Source organism: Kitasatospora sp. NPDC051853, assembly GCF_044452665.1.
Classification (GTDB): Bacteria; Actinomycetota; Actinomycetes; order Streptomycetales; family Streptomycetaceae; genus Kitasatospora.
Genome location: NZ_JBITBY010000006.1, coordinates 313,193 through 330,755, shown reverse-complemented (window position 1 = coordinate 330,755; position 17,563 = coordinate 313,193). Strand labels below are relative to the sequence as shown.

Sequence of the window (17,563 nt, the reverse complement as noted above, 5' to 3'; positions counted from 1 at the left end):
GCACTGCCCGACTCCCACCTGCCCGACTCCCACCTGTCGAACTCCGACCTGCCGACCCCCGATCTGCTGTACGGCGAGGTGGAGGAGGAACTCCGCTCCGCCGTCCGGGACTTCCTGACCGACCACTGCCCGCCGGCGGCGGTGCTCGCCCGGGTCGAGACCGACGAGCCCTACGACCCGCGGCTCTGGCGCGGCCTGGCCGACGGGCTCGGGGTGGCCGGGCTCCAGGTACCCGAGGAGCTCGGCGGGGCCGGCGCCTCGGTGCGCGAAGTGGCGTTGGTGCTCGAGGAGTTGGGACGCTCGGTGGCACCGGTGCCGTACTTCGGCAGCTCGGTGCTGGCCGTGACGGCGCTGCTGGCCGCCGGAGAGCGGGAGCTGCTCCCCGGGCTGGCCGAGGGCTCCAGGACGGCCGCGCTCGCGGTCCCCTTCTCCACCCCGCCCGGCGCGGCGCTGCCGCGGCTCACGGCCGGGGAGCGGCTCTCCGGCCGGATCACCTCGGTGGCGGACGCCCTGGCCGCCGACGTGCTGCTGGTCCCGGCCGGGGGTGCGCTCTGGGCCGTGGAGCGGGCCGAGGTCACCGTCCTCCCCCGGACCTCGTTCGACCTCACCCGGCCGCTGGCCGACCTGGAGCTGGACGGCGCGCGGGCCCGGAAGGTGGCGGACGGTCAGGAGCCGGTCGGAGAGGCCCTGCTGACCGGGGCCGGCCTGCTGGCCTCCGAACAGCTCGGGATCGCCGAGTGGTGCCTGGCCACCACCGTGGCCTACCTGAAGGAGCGTCACCAGTTCGGCCGCCCGGTCGGCTCCTTCCAGGCGCTCAAGCACCGTCTGGCCGACCTCTGGCTGGAGGTCGTCGGGGGCCGGGCCGCCGCCCGGTACGCGGCGGACGCGCTCGCCACCGGCAGCCCGGACGCGGCGGTGGCGGTGGCGGTCGCGCAGTCCCACTGCGGGGCGCTGGCCGTCCGGGCCGCCGAGGAGTGCGTGCAGCTGCACGGCGGCATCGGCATGACCTGGGAGCACCCGGCCCACCTCTACCTCAAGCGGGCCAAGGCCGACCAACTCGCCCTCGGCACCCCGGGGTTCCACCGGGCCGCGCTGGCCGGGCCGGTCGGCCTCACCATGCCGTAGCGGCGTGTCGGACGTCCCGGTGGAACCCCGGCGCGTCCCTTACGGCAGGATCGCGATCCGGCCGGTGGTGGTGCCGTCGGCGACGCGTTGGACGGCGTCGGCGGCTCCGGCCAGGGGGAGGCGTTCGCTGACCAGGGGGCGGATGACGGACTTGGCGGCCAGGGCGGTGAGTTCGGTGTGGGCCGCGTGGACGGCGGCGGGGTCGTGGGTGGTGTAGAGGCCCCAGTGGAGGCCGAGCACCGAGTAGTTCTTGACCAGGGCGTGGTTGAGGGCGGCGGTGGGGATGGTGCCGCTGGCGAAGCCGATGACGACGATGCGGCCCTCGAACGCGATGCAGCGGGTGGAGCCGGTGTAGGCGTCGCCGCCCACCGGGTCGAAGACCACGTCCGCGCCCCGGCCGCCGGTGCACTCCTTGACGGCCGCAATGAAGTCCTCGGACCGGCGGTCGATCACCTGGTCGGCCCCCAACTCCCGTGCCACGGCTGCCTTCTCGTGGCCTCCGACGACCGCGATGACGGTGGCGCCCGCCGCCTTGCCGAGCTGGACGGCGGCACTGCCGACACCCCCGGCCGCGGCGTGCACGAGCAGTGTCTCCCCGGCCCGCAGCCCGGCCCGCCGGTGCAGCGCGAACCAGGCGGTCTGGTAGGCGATGTGGAGCCCGGCGGCCTCCGCGTCGTCCAGGGCCGGCGGGGCCGCGAACGCGCCCCGGGCGTCCATCAGCGCGTACTCGGCGAAGGCCCCGGCCGGCAGCAGCGGGGTGCCGATGACGCGTTCGCCGGCCCGCTCCCCGCCGACCACCTCGCCGCACAGCTCCACGCCCGGGGTGAACGGCAGCGGCGGCCGCACCTGGTAGTGGCCCCGGACCATCAGCGCGTCCGGGAAGTTGACCGCGGCGGCCCGCACCCGGACCAGCAACTGACCTTCTCCGGCCGATGGTTGCGGGACATCGGCCAGCCGCATCACCGCACCCGGCTCGCCCAGCTCCCCGACCTGCCACGCCCGCATCGTGCTCACGCCTCGTCCTCCAGCCGTTGCTGCATCCGGTTCATCGTGCCCAGCCAGCGGTCGGTGTCCCCGGCCCGGGCCAGGTAGTACCGGGCCACCTCGGGGTGCGGCAGGATCAGGAACCGCTCCTCGGCGATCCCCCGCATCACCTCCTCCGCGACCACGGAAGGCTCCAAGGCCTCGTCCGCCAGCAGCAGTTGACCGGCCCGGCCGGTCTCCTCCAGCATCCTGGTCCGTACGCCCTGCGGGCAGACCGCGTGCACCCGCACGCCCCGGTGCCGGTAGGTGGCGGAGAGCCACTCGGCGAAGGCCAGTGCCCCGTGCTTGCTGACGGAGTACGGGGCGGAGCCGAGGCTGGTGAGCAGCCCGGCCGCCGAGACGGTGGCGACGAAACGGCCGGCGCCGCGCTCCAGCCAGTCGGGGAGCAGGAGTTCGGCCGCCCGGACGTGCGCCAGCACGTTGACCTGCCAGGCGCTCTCCCAGGCGGCGGGGCCCGCGTCGGCGCCACCGACCGGGGCGACGCCCGCGTTGGCGCAGTAGACGTCGATGTGGCCGAGCTCCTTGCGGGCGGCCGTGATCAGCTCCTCCGGACGCGAGGCGTCGCCCGGCACGGCGACGCCGCCGATCCGCTCGGCGACGGCCGCGGCCGCCTCCGCGTCCAGGTCGTTGACCACCACCCTGGCCCCGCCGGCCGCCGCGAAGGCCTCGGCCAGGGCGGCCCCGATGCCGTGGCCGGCACCGGTGACCACCACGCCCAGCCGCCGGGTCACAGACCACCGCCGAGGGTGATGCCGCCGTCCACCACCAGGGTCTGGCCGGTGATCCAGGCGGAGTCCTCGGAGAGCAGGAAGGCGACCGCCCCGGCCACGTCCTGCGGGACGCCGAGCCGCTTCATCGGGTAGGCGGCGGAGACCTGCTCCTCGCGGCCCTCGTACAGCGCCTCGGCGAAGCGGGTCTTGACCACGGCGGGGGCGACGGCGTTGACCCGGATGGAGGGGCCGAGCTCGGCGCCGAGTTCGGTGGTGACGCGCATCAGCGCGGCCTTCGAGACCCCGTACATGCCGATCCCGAGCGAGGCGCGGATGCCGGCGATGGAGGCGACGTTGACCACCGAGCCGCCGTGCTCGCCCATCCAGGCGTCCCGGGCGAGGCGGATCCAGGCCAGCGGGGCGAGGACGTTGACGCCGAGGATCTTGGCGGCGGCGGCCTGGTCGACGTCCAGCAGGGAGCCGAAGACCGGGTTGATGCCGGTGTTGTTGACCAGGTGGTCGAGGCGGCCGAACTGCTCCACGGTGCGGGCCACCGCCTCGGCCTGGTGGGCCGGGTCGTCGGACTTGCCCGCGACGGCGATGGCGTGGTCGGGGCCGCCGAGCTCGCGGACCGCCTCGGCCAGCGGTTCGGGGTTGCGGGCGGTGATGCAGACCCTGGCCCCGCGCTCCACCAGCTCGCGGGCGATGCCGAGGCCGATGCCCCGGCTGGCTCCGGTGACCACGGCCACCCGGTCCTTGAACGACGGCGCCATGGCCGATTCCTCTCCACTGGTCCTCTGGTCCACGACGACGGCGCGGACACGTGACTAAGCGCTTGCTTAGCATGTTGGCGACGGGTCACACTGTCAACCACTCCGACCCCGGGGCGGACCGCACCCGTCTGCGAGGATGACCACCATGAACGACCACGCGACCGCCGAACTCTGGCCCACCGGCAGCACGGGCGAGCGGACCGAGGCCGCCCGCCGGCTGCTGCTCGCGGCGGTCGAGTCCTTCGCCCGGCGCGGCTACCACGCCACCACCACCCGGGACATCGCCACCGCCGCCGGCATGAGCCCGGCCGCCCTCTACATCCACTACCCGTCCAAGTCGGCACTGCTCTCCGAGATCAGCCGCACCGGCCACCAGGCCACCCTGGAGCTGGTGGAGCGCGCGGCCGCCGAGGGCGGCGGCCCGGTGGGGCAGATGCGGCAGCTGGTCGAGGACTTCACCCGCTGGCACGCCCGCGGCCACACGGTCGGACGGATCGTCAACCACGAGCTGCACGCGCTGCCGGAGGAGGAGTTCGAGGTGGTCGCCGAGCTGCGGCGGCGGATCGAGGAGACGGTGCGGCGGATCATCGAGGCCGGGGTGGCGGAAGGTTCCTTCCAGGTGCCGGACGTGCGGACGGCCGCCCGCGCGGTGACCTCGCTCGGCATCGACGTCTCGCGCTGGTACAGCGAGCGGAGCAGCGAGACCCCGGAGGAGCTGGGCCGCCGGTACGGGGTGCTGGTGCTGCGGATGCTCGGGGCCGCGATCTGACGTCCCGCCGGGGCCGCTCCTTCCACCCTCCCTCGACTTAGGTTAGGCTCGCCTTACCTACCCAGGAGGACGGATGCCCGCCAGCCCTGCCCTGCCCAGCTCCGGAAGCCCCGCGCCCACCGCGGCCGAACGCGCCCGCACCCTGCTGGAGTTCGCCTCCTCGGTGATCGTCGACGTGCCCGGCATGGACCTGGCCCAGCGCCCCGGCGTCCCGCCGGCGGCCCGCTGCACGGTGCTGGCGGACGGCTCGCTCGCCGTCCTGGTCGAGCAGGACTCCCCGCTCTGCCGGATCGCCTCGGTCCCCCACGACGACGCGCTCCCGGCCGTGGCCGAGGCGGTGGACGTGGCGCCGGTCGCCATGCCGCACCGCATCCGGGGCCGCGCCACCGTGCACGGGACCCTGGACGTGCTCACCGCCGCGGCGCCCGAGGTGCTCGACGGGCTCTTCCCGCAGCGCCCCGCCGGGGTCCGCCACGCCCTGCTCCGCCTCACCCCCGAGCACCTCTCGGTCGAGGACCTCTGGGGCTCGGAGTGCTGCGTCCCGCTCGACGGCCTCGGCGCGGCCGCGCCGGACCCGCTCGCCGCCGACGAGGCCGCCGTGCTCCAGCACCTGGCCGCCGCCCACCCCGACCACCTGGCCCGCCTGGGCGCCCTGGCCCTCGACCACCCCGCGGGCCCGGCCGGCTGGCAGGACGCGCCCGGCGGACCCGACGTCCGCCCGGTCGCCCTGGACCGCTTCGGCCTGCGGGTGCGGATGATCGACGGCGACCGCATCCTCGACGCCCGCTTCGAGTTCCACCGCCCGGTCACCGCCGCCGACCAGCTCCCCGAGGCCATGCACCGCCTCTTCCGGCCGGCCGGCTCCCGCCGCGCGGACGCCTGACGGTCTTCCGGCCCGAAACGGAAACTGTCGGACCGTCAGAACGGTCGGCCACGGCACGACCGAGAAGCCGGCACCCCCTGCGCTCCGACTCCCGGGCGGCCGTGCACGTGACGGGCGGCGACGTCCGGTCCTTCGCGGTGGCCGAGGACGAGGAGGCCTTCCTGGCCGAGCCGGTGGCCGAGCGCCGCCCGGTCATCCGCCCGAAGGCGAACCGCCTCTACGGGACGGCGCTGGACGCCTGAGGCCCCTGCCCCGCCGCCTCCGGCTCCAGGTCCTTCAACGTCGCCTCCAGCCAGGCGAGTTCGGCCTCGGTGGTGGCGCGGGCGATCCGCAGCAGCCCGGCCCGGAACGGGTCGGTGAGCTCCTCCGCCCGGACGGGGCGGGTGCCGTCGTAGAAGAAGCTGGCCGGTTCGCCGAGGAAGGCGAGCCGGCGGCGGAGCACCGCCGCCTGCTCGGCCGGGCTCTCCAGATGGCGAAGGAAGGCCAGCACGGTGAACCAGCGGTTCTCGTCGCTGATGTCCAACTCCTCCGGCTCGCGCAGCAGTTCGCGCAGCGCGCGCTGCCCGGCCGGGGTGAGGTGGAGGGTGTGCCGGGGTGCGGCCGCCACGCCGGGCTCGGTCTCGCGGCGCAGCAGGCCCTCGGCCTCCAGGCGCTTGATCGCCGGGTAGAGGGTGCCGTCACTGATCGGCCGGACGTGCCCGGTGAGGGCGGCCAGGTGGCGGCGCAGCTCGTAGCCGTGCAGCGGCCGGTCGCAGAGGAACCCGAGGATGGCGAGCTTCAGCATGCGCCCATGCTGCCATGCCGCGCACCCGCCTATATCGCTTCCGCTGTACCTCGGCATCGAGGTATGGTCAGGGCCGTCCGCCCACCGCACCCACAGCGAGCCAGGAGCCCCGCCATGCGCCAAGCCCCCGTGACCCCGAACGGCGACCTGATCCGCTGGATCGAGCTGCCCGGCGCCGAACCGGCCCGGCTCTACCTGCACGGCCTGGGCTCCAGCTCGCCCGTCTACTCCGCCGCGGCCGCGGCCCACCCGCTGCTGACGGGCCGTCGGTCGCTCCTGCTCGACCTGCTCGGCTTCGGCATCAGCGACCGGCCCACCGACTTCCCGTACACCCTGGAGTCGCACGCCGACGCGGTGGCCGCCGCCCTCACCGCCGCCGGGGTGGACGGCGCCGAGGTGATCGCGCACAGCCTGGGCGGGGCGGTCGCCGTCCTGCTGGCGGCCCGTCACCCGCACCTGGTCTCGCAGCTGGTCCTGGTCGACTCGGTCCTCGCCCCGGCGCCGCCCGGCCCCACCCCCGGGTCCACCGGCATCACCGAGTACACCGAAGAGGAGTTCCTCGCCGAAGGGTGGCACCGGACCGCCGACCGGGTCGGCCCCACCTGGTGGGCCACCATGCGGCTGGCCGGCCCCGTCGCCCTCCACCGCACCGCCGTCCACCGCGCCCGGGGCACCACCCCGCCCCTGCGCGAGCACCTCGCCGCCCTGACGATCCCCCGCACCTACCTCCACCCCGAGGCCGACGGCGCCCCGGCCGGCGCCGCGGAACTGACCGCCACCGGCACCACCGTCCGGGCCGTCCCGGACTGCGGCCACACCATCATGTTCGACAACCCCGAGGGCTTCGCCCGCGCCGTCTCCGAAGCCCTGAACGGGAGTTGACACCCGCTCAGGCGGTGACCGCCTTCTCGCGGGTCCAGGCCAGATGGGCTGCCACGTACCCGGCGAGGCCCAGCGCGTCCTGCGGGGCGTCCGCCCGGTAGGAGGTCCGGCGGAGCAGGAGGACGCTGTCGAGAGCGCAGCCCTCGCGGGCGAGGACGAAGACCATGGCCAGGAAGCCCGCCCGGGCGTTGCCGTCGTCGAACGGGTGGAAGAAGCAGACGTCCAGGTACGCCCTGGCGGCCCGGACCGCCAACGGGAGCCCTGCCACGTCGGCGCTCCCGGCCAGACACGCGTCCAACCGCGCGCGGGTGCCGGGCCCGATGCCGTACCGCTCGCGGCCACCCTTGGCGAAGGCCGTGAGGGTGCGGAACGGCGGTGGCTGCGAGGTGCCCAGGACGTGCTGCTGCCAACTGCTCAGCAGCTCGAAGTCGAGCGCCGCCCCGCGCGCGGCGTCCGCCCTCAGCTGCTCCAGGGCGGCCAGCAGGCCCTCACCGCGCGCCCGGTCGATCGCCAGGTCGAAGGCCCGGATGTCCTCCGCCGCCCCGTCCCGCTCCGGCGCCACTGGTCCGCTGCCCCCGTCGGTCCGCGTCTCGTGCCACGGCACGGTCTCACGCACCCTCAGCCAGTCCTCCAGGTGGTCACGCCCGGGCGCGGGAGTCCACCGGCCGAGCTCCGGTGTCAGGGACTCGGCCAGGCGCTCGGCGACCTCGTACAGCACCGGAGGCTCCGGGGCGGTCCAGCTGCGGAAGCGACCACCGACGGCCTCGTCCACCAGCCGCTGGGCCGTGTCGGGGGCCACGCCCCAGCGGGCCAGGAACCATCCGAGCACCTGCCGGCAGTGGCCGTACCACGCGCTGCCGGCCTCGGTGCGGTCCGCCACGTGGGCGATCAACCGGCGGGAGACGTTCTCCCAGAGGATCCGCTGGTCCGCCACCTCGGCGAGTTCCAGTGGACTGGCCTCGAAGCGGTCCGCCAGGTCCTCCAGCCAGTCGCGCCACTCGCACAGGGCCTCCGCGACCCGGGTGAGGGTCTCCTCCGGGGTGCCGATCGAGTGCGGCGGACAGCACCAACTGCCGATCGGCCCGCCGTCGATGTCGCCCTCGGCGAGGGCCCAGCGCCAGCCCAGCGCCCAGTCCCCGTAGTGCCGGGCGAGTGCGTATGCCATGGCGTCACCCCAGAAGCGTCCGTGCTCCCGCACCAATGCCTGGTGTTCGGGCCCGCGCGGGGCGTCCGGCGCCCACGGCACCCGTCCGGCCGGCCCGAGCCCGCGCACCACCTCGGCCACGGCCGCGCGGTCGAAGGGGTGTCGGGCGGGGTCGACCTCGTCCCAGGTCAGCCGGTAGGGGGACAGTTCATGGATCACCGGCCCAGCCTCGCCCGGACCCCGCCTCGGCTCAACCGGATTTCCTCAGGCCACCGGGGTGATGACGGAGAACAGGCCGCCCTCCGGGTCACGGAGGCGGGCGGTGCGGCCGTAGGGGGTGTCGGCGGGGGGTTCGACGACGGTGCCGCCGAGGGTGGTGGCGCGGGTGGCGGCGGCGTCGGTGCCGGGGACGGAGAAGTAGACCTCCCAGTGGGCGCCGGTCGGTTCGCCGCGGCGCAGGGCTGCGACGCTGTGGCCGCCGGTGCGCAGCACGACGCGCTCGTGCTCGTAGCGGACCTCCAGCCGGGACGGGTCGCGCTCGTCCCAGCGGAAGACCTCGCCGTAGAAGAGGGCGGCCTGGAACGGGTCCCCGGTGCGGAGTTCGATCCAGACGGGTGCGCCGGCCGAGCGGACCCAGGTGGTACAGCCGAGGTCGCCCTCCCAGAGGCCGAAGGCGGCGCCGGTGAGGTCGGAGGCGAGGGCCATCCGGCCGGCGTCGAAGGGGAGCGGGCCGACGGCGACGGTGCCGCCGCGTTCGCGGATCCGGCCGGCGGTCTCGTCGGCGCTCTCGGTGCCGAAGTAGGTGGTCCAGGCGACGGGGGGCTGCCACTCCCCCTCGGTGGTGCCGAGCCCGGCCACCTCCACCCCGTCCACCACCGCCCGGACGTACGGGCCGAAGCCGTGCCGCCCGTCCTCGAAGGACCAGCCGAGCAGCGGCCCGTAGAACTCCTGGGCCACCGTCAGGTCACGCGCCATCAGGCTGACCCAGCACGGGGCGGCCGGGACGCAGCGGACGGTGGCGGTCTGCTCGCTCATGCGGAGCCCTTCCTTCCGGTCGTGGCGCTCCACAGCCTAGGGCGGCGGGGGCGACAGTGCCGGGCGGGACGTGTGGTTCGACGCGCGGCGGGCAGTCCTCCGGGGTGTGATGGCGGGGTGCGGCGCAGTGGAGGAGAGGAGCGGGCGATGCGGATGGGCTACGTCGTGGTGGGGGCGAGCCTGGCGGGGGCGAAGGCGGTGGAGACCCTGCGGGCGGAGGGCTACGACGGCCCGGTGACGCTCATCGGCAGCGAGGAGGAACGGCCGTACGAGCGGCCGCCGCTGTCCAAGGGCTACCTGATGGGCAAGACCGCCCGGGAGAAGATCTACGTCCATCCGGCGGAGTGGTACGCCGACCAGGGGGTGGACCTGCGGCTCGGGGTGACGGCGACCGCGATCGACCCGGGCGGACGGACCGTCAGCCTGGACGACGGCGGGCTGGTGCCGTACACCCGGCTGCTGCTCACCACCGGCTCCTCGCCGCGGCGGCTGACCGTGCCCGGCGCCGAGGGCGAGCAGGTGCACTACCTGCGCACCGTCGGGGACAGCGAGCGGATCAGGGCGGCGATCCGCCCGAGGGCCCGGATCGTGGTGATCGGCGCGGGCTGGATCGGGCTGGAGACGGCGTCCGCCGCGCGGGAGGCGGGGGCGGAGGTGACGGTGCTGGAGGCGGCCGAGCTGCCGCTGCTGCGGGTGCTGGGCCGGGAGGCGGCCGGGGTCTTCGCCGACCTGCACCGGGAGCACGGGGTGGACCTGCGCTTCGGCGTCCGGGTGACGGAGGTGACCGACGAGGGGGTGCGGCTGGAGGGCGGCGAGCTGGTCCCGGCGGACGCCGTGGTGGTCGGCATCGGCATCGTCCCGAACACCGGGCTGGCCGAGGCGGCCGGGCTGCACGTGGACAACGGCATCCGCACCGACCAGGGGCTGGCCACCTCGGCGCCGGAGGTGTTCGCGGCGGGTGACGTGGCCAACGCCTTCCACCCGCTGTTCGGCCGGCCGGTCCGGGTCGAGCACTGGGCCAACGCGCTGCACCAGCCGAGGGTGGCGGCCCGGGCGATGCTCGGGCAGGAGGCGGTGCACGACCGGGTGCCGTACTTCTTCACCGACCAGTACGACCTGGGCATGGAGTACACCGGCTACGTGGAGCCGGGCGGCTTCGACCGGGTGGTCTTCCGGGGGGAGCGGCGCTCGCGCGAGTTCATCGCCTTCTGGCTCTCCGGCGGGCGGGTGCTGGCCGGGATGAACGTCAACGTCTGGGACGTCACCGACCCGATCCGCGACCTGGTCCGCTCCGGCCGGACGGTCGACCCGGCGCAGCTGGCCGACCCGGGCATCTCCCTGGACCGGGTCGGCCGCTGAGGCGCGCCGCGCGCGTCGGCCGACGGGCCGTCAGCCGACGCGCGCACCCGGTCAGCCGAGCGAGTACCGGGTCGGCCGACCGGCGTCCCGCAGCTCCTCGTGCGCCTTGGTCAGCAGCTGCATCGCCAGGTCGTTGAGCGCCCTGGCCCCGGCCACCTCCTCGCCCACCCGCAGCTGCGGGCGGTCGCCGCTGTGCCGGGTGCTGTAGCCGTGCGCCCTGACCTCGGTGCCGTCGGACAGCCGGACCATCGCGGCCGCCTTGGTGCGGTCGCCCTCCGCCATGAACTCCAGCTCGACGTGCCAGCCGACGAGTGTCCGTGTCATCGTCACCACCGCCTCGAAGGGATCCGTCCCCTCCAGTCTGCTCCGGGGTGGGTGTTGAACGCGTTCAGAGGTGGCGTAGAGTCATCCGCGCAGCAGCTTTGAACACGTTCAACGAGAGGGGGCGGCTGCCGTGACCACCCTGGTCAACCTCATCGTCATGCTCGGCATGCTGGCCGTCGTACCGCTGGGCCTCGGCCTGCTCGGCGGCCCCGGCGCCGCCGCCCTGGCCCGTCTCTGGCCCTTCGCCGCCCTGCCCGGAGCGCTCGCGCTCTGGCTCCCGCGCGGCGCCACCGCCACCGCCCTGGCCGCCGTCTACGCCGCCGCCACCGTGGCGCTGGCCCTGCTGGCACCCGCCCGGCTGGCCCACCGCCGCTCGCTCGCACCCGCCGAACTGGCCGCGCTCACCGCCCTCGCGGCCCCCTCGGTGGCCGGGCTGGCCCTGGTCGCCGAGCGCTCGGGCACCGAGCTGTTCGGCTTCGACCTGGACATCCTGGCGCTCACCGTGCCGCACTTCCACTTCGCCGGCTTCACCGCCGCGCTGGTGGCCGGGCTGGTCGGACGGACCGTCGGCGACCACCCCGGGCAGGCGGCGGCCGCCGCGCTCAGCGTGCCGCTCGGCACCCTGCTGGTGCTCGGCGGCTACTTCGTCGGCGACCTGGCCGAGCTGGTCGGCGCCGTCGTGCTGACCGCCGGCATGTGGCTGACCGGCCTGCTCACCTGGCGGGACGTCAGCCGCCGCGCCCCCGACCGGCTCACCGGCCGGCTGCTGCTCGGCTCCGCCGCCGTCCTGGTGGCCACCATGCTGCTCGCCCTCTGGTGGGCGCTCGGCGAGGCCACCGGACTGGCCCACCCCACCCTGACCTGGATGGCCGCCACCCACGGCCTGGGCAACGCGCTCGGCTTCGCGCTCTGCTCACTGCTGGCCTGGCGCCGGCTCGGACCGACCGCTCGCGAGGAGCTGACCCGATGAGTCCCCGAACCACCGCCTTCAGCTACCCCGAGGTCGGCGCCACCCGCACCCCGGAACAACTGCCGGCCGGATACCGGCACCTGCACCACCGCACGCTGATCGGCCACGGCCGCGAGGTCCTGGAGGCCGCCGGGGAGACCGTGACCACCTGGCGGATGCACCGCGGCATGGGCACCAAGGTCCGGGCCGAGGCAGAGCGGACCGACCCGGGCGTGCGGGCCTCGCTCGGCCTCGGGTTCGGCCCGCTCACCGTCTCGGCCCCCGCCGAGGTGGTCTGGTCGGTCCGCGAACCGGACCGGATCGGCTTCGCCTACGGCACCCTGACGGGCCATCCGGCCCGCGGCGAGGAGTCCTTCGTGGTGGACCTCGCCCCGGACGGCGCGGTCTGGCTGACCGTCACCGCCTTCAGCCGCCCCGACCGCTGGTACACCCGGCTCGGCGGACCGCTGCTCGGCCTGCTGCAAGGGCTGTACGTCAGGGGCTGCGGCCGCCTGGTGCGGCGGGCCGCGACGGCCGCCGTCCCCCGACGTTCCTTCAACTACCCCGACGTCGACGCCCTCGCCTCGGACCGGCTGCCCGCCGGGTACCGACACCTGCGCCACCGGGCGCTGATCGGGTACGGCCGGGAGGTGCTGGAGGCGGCCGGGGACACCGTGACCGGCTGGCGGATGCACCGCGACGCCGGGATCGAGATCGACCCCGGGACGCCGCCGGCCGCGGCCGGAGTACGGGTGGTGTGCCGGATCGGGCTCGGGCCGCTGCGGGTGAGCGCACCGGCCGAGGTGCTCTGGTCGGTCCGCGAGCCGGACCGGATCGGCTTCGCCTACGGCACCCTGACGGGCCATCCGGAGGCCGGGGAGGAGTCCTTCGTGGTGGACCTCGCCCCGGACGGCGCGGTCCGGCTGACCGTCACCGCCTTCAGCCGCCCCGGCCGCTGGTACACCCGGCTCGGCGGGCCGGTGGTGCCGCTGCTCCAGCGGCTGGCCGCCCGGCGGTACGCCCACGCCGTCCGGCGCAGCGTGGACCCGGCCGCCTGACACCGCGTCGGCCGCCTACAGGCCGGAGGCACCCCGCAGCACCAGACCGAGGCCGACGGCCAGCACCACCAGGGCGGTGAGCAGGCCGCCGAAGCGGGCGTACCGGCCGAGCGCCGGGACGTACCGGGCGGTGAGCGCGGCGACGCGGGTCGAGCCGCCGGAGAGCAGCAGTCCGGCGGCGGCCAGCGCGAGCGCCATGCCGATGCCGTAGCCGAGCACCAGCAGCACCCCGAAGGAGGTCCGGCCGAGCGCCACCGCGCCCAGCAGGACCACCAGGGCGGAGGGGCTGGGCACCAGCCCGCCGGCCAGGCCGACCCCGAGCAGGGAGGGGAGGCGGAACCTCCCGGGCCGGTGGGCGTGGGCGTGGGCGTGGGTGTGGGTGTGGTCATGGCCGTGGTGGCCGCGCTCGTGGTGCTCGTGCTGGTGTCCGTGGTGCGGTCCGGCGTCGTGGCCGGTGGTCGCGGCCTTCTCCGCCGCCAGGGCGGAGCGGCCGCGGCGGAGGGTGCGGACGGCGGGCAGCGCGCGGACGGCGGAGACCAGCAGGGCCGCACCGATGAGGGTGACCAGGGCTCCGCCGGCCAGCCCGAGACCGCTCAGCAGGCGCTCCCCCACCAGCGTGGTGGAGGCGGTCAGCAGCAGGCCGACCACCAGGACCCCCGCCGTGTGGGTCGCCGTCACCGTCGCGCCGACCGCCAGGGCGGAGCGCAGGCCACTGCGCCTGGTCCGGCCCGGGCCGCGGGCCAGGCAGGCGGCGACCGCGAGTTTGGCGTGCCCCGGGAGGGCGGCGTGACCGGCGCCCAGCAGCAGGGCCAGGGCGATGGCCGCCAGGCCGACGGGGACGGTCAGGTCGCGGGTGGTGGTGAGGGCGGCGAGGTGCCGCTCGACCCCGTCCAGCGGGGGCAGGCCGACGGCACCGGCCGGGACGGCCCGCCGTTCGGCGGAGCGGTGGGCACCCGGCACCGACCGCCGCCCGGTCGGGGTGCCTTCGGGCGGGGGCAGCTGCGCACCGTCGGGCACGGGTGCTGACGCCCCGTCGGGCGGGAGTGCCGACGCCCCGTCGGCCGCGAGCTCGGCGGCGACCACGGAGAGCGGCCGCTCGGTGGAGTCGGCCGGGTAGCTGCGCAGGCCGTCGGTGCTGCTCCGCCGGGGCACGCTGCCCTCGCGCAGTTCGACGCCCTCGCCGACGGCGGTGATCTCCTTCCAGCCCGGGCGGGCGTGGTCCGCCCCGGAGTGGAAGGAGACCCGGACCGGTCGGGTGAGGTCGGCGTCGGCATGGAGTTCGCAGCTCAGCCGGGCGGTGGGCAGGCCGGCCGCACCGGGCCGGTAGGCCAGGCTGCTCGCCTCCACCCGCCAGGACGGTTCCCATCCGCCGACGTTCGCCCGGACCGCGCCCGCGAGTTCGGCGCACCGCTGTCCGGCCCGGTCGGCGGCCTCGGACGGGTCCACCACGCCGTCGTGGTCCCGGTCGGCGGTGTTCCGGTCCTGGGCGGTGGGGATCTCGGCGGTGTCGAGCACCAGGCTGTCCTGGATGCGGTCGGGCCGCAGCCGCAGGCCGTCGTAGCGGTTGACGCTGAAGTTCCCCAGCGGGTGCGCCTCGGCCTCCCCGGGGAGCAGCAGTCCCGGCAGCAGCGCCCCCGGCAGCAGCAACGCCGCCAGGACCGCACCGGTCGGCCGGCCGGTGCGGGTCCGGGTCCGGGTCCGGGTCCTCCGAGTGGCAGGTCCGTCGAGTCCGGTCATCGCTCCCCTTCGGTCAGCAGGCGGCGGGCCCGGTCCGCGTGGTACGCGGAGAACCGCGGGTTGCGGTCCAGCGCGGCGCGCAGGGTCTGCCGGCCCTCCGGCAGGCCGAGGGCGAGTTCGATCACGCCCCGGTGGTAGCCGGCCAGCACCGACTCGCCGCCCGACTCGGCCACGAACCGGGCGTGCCGGAGGGCGCTACGGTCGTCCCCGGCCCGGTGCAGGGCCCAGGCCAGCTCGGCGGCGACGGGGGTGCTGGTGCGCCGTTCCCACTCCTCGGTGAGCTGCCGCACCGCCTCGTCGGCGTCGCCGTGGTCGGCCAGGTACCGCGCCAGGTGCAGGTCGGCCGGGCCGACGGCCAGCCGGGCCTCCGCCGCGAGGGCCGCCAACGGGCCCTCCGCCTCGGCCCGGTGGCCGGTGGCGAGGGCCAACTCGGCCTGCTCCAGCAGGAACTGCGGGAGCGGCGCCCGCGCGGTCAGCTCGGCCAGCCGCCGGGCCGCCTCCTCGGTCCGCCCCTCGGCGGCGGCGGTCCTGGCCAGGCCGAAGGCGGCCTGGGCGTCGTCCGGTCGGGCGGCCAGGGCCTGCCGGTAGTGGCCGTCCGCCTCGGCGAACCGGCCCTCCTCCCACGCCAGGTCGCCCAACCGCCGGGCGCAGAAGGCCCGTTCCCCGGCCGGCCCGGCCGCCTCCAGGGCGCGCTCCAGGGCGAGCACCGCCTCCTCCCGGCGGCCGTGCGTCTGTAGGTCCTGGGCGGCCCGGACCAGGGCGGCGGCGTTCGGCGCCAGGTCCAGCAGGCGCTGGGTGGCGGCGGTGGCCTCCGGGTAGTGACCGAGTTCCAACTCTGCGTCGGCCAGCACCGCGTAGGCGGACGCCCGTTCGGGCGCCATCGCGGTGGCCCGCAGGCCGTGGTCCCGGGCGGCGCCGAACTCGTGCCGGGCGTTGGCGAGCGCGCCGAAGCCGACCACGGCGTCGTAGTTGGCCTCCGGCCGCAGCTCCAGGGAACGGGCCAGGGCCCGTTCGGCCAGGTCGAGCCGGGTGGCGTCCAGGGAGGTCCGGGCCTGTTCCACCGCGGCCAGGCCGACCTCCGACCAGGCCGCCGGGTCCTCGGACCGCAGCCTGGCCGCCTCCCGGGCCGCGGTCAGCCGGTCGGGCGGCGGCGGCGCGGGCACGGCCACCGGGCCGACCACCCCGATCGGGCGGACCGCCCGCTCCGGCGAGAGTGCCACCAGCCCCGCCGCGCAGGCCAGCACCAGCAGCCCGCCGCCCAGCCACTGACGGCGCGTCACGGGCCCGCGTGCGGCAGGTTGACGTACGGGAAGACGTCCGAGGCGGGCGCGGGCTGGACGTCGAAGCTCGGTGGTGGCAGCAGGTGGGCGGCGGAGCGTTCGGAGGGTTCGCCCTCCAGCATCCGCAGCAGCGGGACGTCGATGACGTCGTTGAACCGGCGGCCGTTGGGGTAGCCCTGGCGGTCACCATCGAGCACCCCGTACGGGTGCGGCTCGGCGCTGACCGGCGTGGTGAGGTTGAGCCTGAGTTCCTCGGCGTGGGTGATCGCGGCCGGGTCGGCGTCGGCGTTCAGCGCGTGGGTGTTCAGGTCGAAGCCGAAGCGGGAGCCGTTGGCCGCGCCGATGCCGCTGAGGAAGAGCGCCCGGATGTCCTCGCGCGGGGTGGCCGGGGCGGCGAAGCCCTGGGCCGCCTCGATCCGGCGGGGCGGGGCCGGGTCGAGCGTGGCGGCGACGAAGTCGGCGTCCTGGTGGTCGAGTTCGGCCGGCCGGGCGTTGAACCGGTCCTCCGGCCCGCCGGGGGCGGCGTTGAAGGCGGCGCTGCCCCAGAGCGCGAAGCAGACGTGCGGCATGCCGAGCCGGCCGATCTGCCGGTAGCTCGCGGCCTGGGTGCGCAGGTCGCGGGAGAGGTCGGCGCCCTCCCGGGAGACGGTGGCCCAGACGCCGACCACCGGATTGCGCTCCGGGTCGCCGTTCAGGGCGAGTTCGCGCTTGGGGAGCTGGAGGATCAGCGAGCCGACGTTGAGCGCGGAGAGCGGCCCGGCGGCGGGCAGCGCACCCGGGACGGGCCCCACGGTGCCGAGCACGAACAGGCCGAAGACCCGGCTGTCCGCGATGAACGGCTCGGCGATCTGGCCGGCCAGGGTGCGGCCGCCGCCCGGCAGCGCGCGGGTGGCCTCGGTGCGCAGGGCCCGGTAGTCGGGCATCAGCGCCAGGCCGGTGTGGGTGGGCGCCGCGACGGCGTCGGAGAGCAGCACCTCGGCGGGGCGGCCGGGGCGGATCCGCTCCAGCGTGTAGCGCTGGCGGAAGAGCAGCGAGGAGTCGGTGAGCGAGCGCACCGGGGCGATCGCGATCGGCCCGCCGCCGAACAGCCGCCGGTCCTCGTTCCGGAAGGTCCACCGGTAGGTGAGGTCCGGGCGGCCGTCGCCGGTCCGGTCCACGTGCACCTCGTACCGGGCCCGGGTGGCGAACGGGTAGTTGAGCGGCGACGCCCCGGGCAGCTGGGCGGGCTGGACGTCGACGGCGATGGTGACCATGGTGTGGTCGTCCGGGCTGGTGAAGGCGAACACGTCGGTGACGTTGGCCTGCGGGTCGGCCAGCACGGCGGGCGCGTCGACGTGCCCGCCCGCCAGGCTGCGGCCGAGCAGCGGCCCGCCGAGCGCGGCCGCGGTCAACGTGGCGGCGGCGGCGCCGAGGAAAGTCCGCCGACCGGGGCGGGGACCGGCAGGTCCGGGCACAGTGGCTCCCAGGGGTCCGGGTACGGGAAACGGGGCGGGCCCAACCGGCTTGGCCTCAGCCGCCGTTGGACACGTGACGGGCCGCCGGGGACGGGTCCCGTCCGACGGCCACGGCCAACCTAGGCGCCCCGTGGATCTTCACGCAGCCGTCACCCCCCGAAAGAGTCACCCGATTCCCCCGGCCGGATCAATTTCCGGCCCGGACCGCACTCGGGAGAGTCATCCGCATGCGGACGGACCGGCCGGGCCGGGG

General features: G+C 75.9%; 18 protein-coding genes. 8 read left to right on the top strand and 10 right to left on the bottom strand.

Features of this window, described 5'->3' with window-relative positions:
• Positions 1-3: 3 nt before the first annotated feature.
• Positions 4-1,125, top strand: a complete 1,122-nt coding sequence (locus tag ACIA8O_RS19625; protein WP_396295340.1) for an acyl-CoA dehydrogenase family protein — start codon at positions 4-6, stop codon at positions 1,123-1,125.
• Between the two features lie 39 nt (positions 1,126-1,164).
• Here ACIA8O_RS19625 and ACIA8O_RS19620 read toward each other — a convergent pair whose 3' ends face one another.
• Genes ACIA8O_RS19620 through ACIA8O_RS19610 form a run of 3 tightly spaced genes read right to left on the bottom strand, consistent with a single transcriptional unit; the run spans position 1,165 to position 3,652 of the window.
• On the bottom strand, positions 1,165-2,130 hold the full coding sequence (locus ACIA8O_RS19620; RefSeq protein WP_396295339.1) for an NADPH:quinone oxidoreductase family protein: 966 nt from the start codon (positions 2,128-2,130) through the stop codon (positions 1,165-1,167).
• Positions 2,131-2,135: 5 nt separating this feature from the next.
• Positions 2,136-2,900 carry an SDR family oxidoreductase gene (locus tag ACIA8O_RS19615; protein WP_396295162.1) on the bottom strand — a complete coding sequence of 255 codons (765 nt, stop codon included), beginning with the start codon at positions 2,898-2,900 and terminating at the stop codon, positions 2,136-2,138.
• Positions 2,897-3,652 carry an SDR family oxidoreductase gene (locus tag ACIA8O_RS19610; protein WP_396295161.1) on the bottom strand — a complete coding sequence of 252 codons (756 nt, stop codon included), beginning with the start codon at positions 3,650-3,652 and terminating at the stop codon, positions 2,897-2,899. Before ACIA8O_RS19610 ends, ACIA8O_RS19615 begins: the two co-directional genes overlap by 4 nt.
• Before the next feature lie 145 nt (positions 3,653-3,797).
• Between ACIA8O_RS19610 and ACIA8O_RS19605 the strand changes: the two genes are divergently transcribed.
• From ACIA8O_RS19605 to ACIA8O_RS19595, 3 genes are all read left to right on the top strand, one after another.
• A complete protein-coding gene (locus ACIA8O_RS19605; protein ID WP_396295160.1) occupies positions 3,798-4,421 on the top strand; it encodes a TetR/AcrR family transcriptional regulator in 624 nt (207 codons plus the stop codon).
• 73 nt (positions 4,422-4,494) lie between these two features.
• Entirely contained in the window at positions 4,495-5,304 is an 810-nt protein-coding gene (locus tag ACIA8O_RS19600; RefSeq protein WP_396295159.1) for a DUF2470 domain-containing protein, read from the top strand.
• Between the two features lie 107 nt (positions 5,305-5,411).
• A complete protein-coding gene (locus tag ACIA8O_RS19595) occupies positions 5,412-5,546 on the top strand; it encodes a hypothetical protein (protein WP_396295158.1) in 135 nt (44 codons plus the stop codon).
• On the opposite strand, the gene ACIA8O_RS19590 is transcribed toward ACIA8O_RS19595, so the two are convergent.
• Entirely contained in the window at positions 5,522-6,088 is a 567-nt protein-coding gene (locus ACIA8O_RS19590) for a PadR family transcriptional regulator (protein ID WP_396295157.1), read from the bottom strand. The genes ACIA8O_RS19595 and ACIA8O_RS19590 overlap by 25 nt on opposite strands.
• Positions 6,089-6,202: 114 nt before the next feature.
• On the opposite strand from ACIA8O_RS19590, the gene ACIA8O_RS19585 reads away from it, so the two are divergent.
• A complete protein-coding gene (locus ACIA8O_RS19585; RefSeq protein ID WP_396295156.1) occupies positions 6,203-6,970 on the top strand; it encodes an alpha/beta fold hydrolase in 768 nt (255 codons plus the stop codon).
• Positions 6,971-6,977: 7 nt separating this feature from the next.
• Here ACIA8O_RS19585 and ACIA8O_RS19580 read toward each other — a convergent pair whose 3' ends face one another.
• Positions 6,978-8,333, bottom strand: coding sequence for a Fic family protein (locus ACIA8O_RS19580; RefSeq protein ID WP_396295155.1), 1,356 nt, complete (start codon positions 8,331-8,333; stop codon positions 6,978-6,980).
• A 45-nt stretch (positions 8,334-8,378) separates the two neighbouring features.
• Positions 8,379-9,149, bottom strand: a complete 771-nt coding sequence (locus ACIA8O_RS19575) for a VOC family protein (RefSeq protein ID WP_396295154.1) — start codon at positions 9,147-9,149, stop codon at positions 8,379-8,381.
• Between the two features lie 147 nt (positions 9,150-9,296).
• On the opposite strand from ACIA8O_RS19575, the gene ACIA8O_RS19570 reads away from it, so the two are divergent.
• On the top strand, positions 9,297-10,508 hold the full coding sequence (locus ACIA8O_RS19570) for an NAD(P)/FAD-dependent oxidoreductase (protein WP_396295153.1): 1,212 nt from the start codon (positions 9,297-9,299) through the stop codon (positions 10,506-10,508).
• 51 nt (positions 10,509-10,559) lie between these two features.
• On the opposite strand, the gene ACIA8O_RS19565 is transcribed toward ACIA8O_RS19570, so the two are convergent.
• A complete protein-coding gene (locus tag ACIA8O_RS19565; RefSeq protein ID WP_396295152.1) occupies positions 10,560-10,832 on the bottom strand; it encodes a DUF1876 domain-containing protein in 273 nt (90 codons plus the stop codon).
• A gap of 130 nt (positions 10,833-10,962) precedes the next feature.
• Between ACIA8O_RS19565 and ACIA8O_RS19560 the strand changes: the two genes are divergently transcribed.
• Both ACIA8O_RS19560 and ACIA8O_RS19555 read left to right on the top strand, forming a co-directional pair.
• A complete protein-coding gene (locus ACIA8O_RS19560; RefSeq protein ID WP_396295151.1) occupies positions 10,963-11,802 on the top strand; it encodes a YndJ family protein in 840 nt (279 codons plus the stop codon).
• On the top strand, positions 11,799-12,839 hold the full coding sequence (locus ACIA8O_RS19555; protein ID WP_396295150.1) for a DUF1990 family protein: 1,041 nt from the start codon (positions 11,799-11,801) through the stop codon (positions 12,837-12,839). The genes ACIA8O_RS19560 and ACIA8O_RS19555 overlap by 4 nt, the downstream gene beginning before the upstream one ends.
• Before the next feature lie 15 nt (positions 12,840-12,854).
• On the opposite strand, the gene ACIA8O_RS19550 is transcribed toward ACIA8O_RS19555, so the two are convergent.
• Genes ACIA8O_RS19550 through ACIA8O_RS19540 form a run of 3 tightly spaced genes read right to left on the bottom strand, consistent with a single transcriptional unit; the run spans position 12,855 to position 17,310 of the window.
• Entirely contained in the window at positions 12,855-14,576 is a 1,722-nt protein-coding gene (locus tag ACIA8O_RS19550) for a nickel transporter (protein WP_396295149.1), read from the bottom strand.
• Entirely contained in the window at positions 14,573-15,856 is a 1,284-nt protein-coding gene (locus ACIA8O_RS19545) for a tetratricopeptide repeat protein (protein WP_396295148.1), read from the bottom strand. The genes ACIA8O_RS19550 and ACIA8O_RS19545 overlap by 4 nt, the downstream gene beginning before the upstream one ends.
• Entirely contained in the window at positions 15,853-17,310 is a 1,458-nt protein-coding gene (locus tag ACIA8O_RS19540; protein ID WP_396295147.1) for a DUF4331 domain-containing protein, read from the bottom strand. Before ACIA8O_RS19540 ends, ACIA8O_RS19545 begins: the two co-directional genes overlap by 4 nt.
• Positions 17,311-17,563 lie beyond the last annotated feature (253 nt).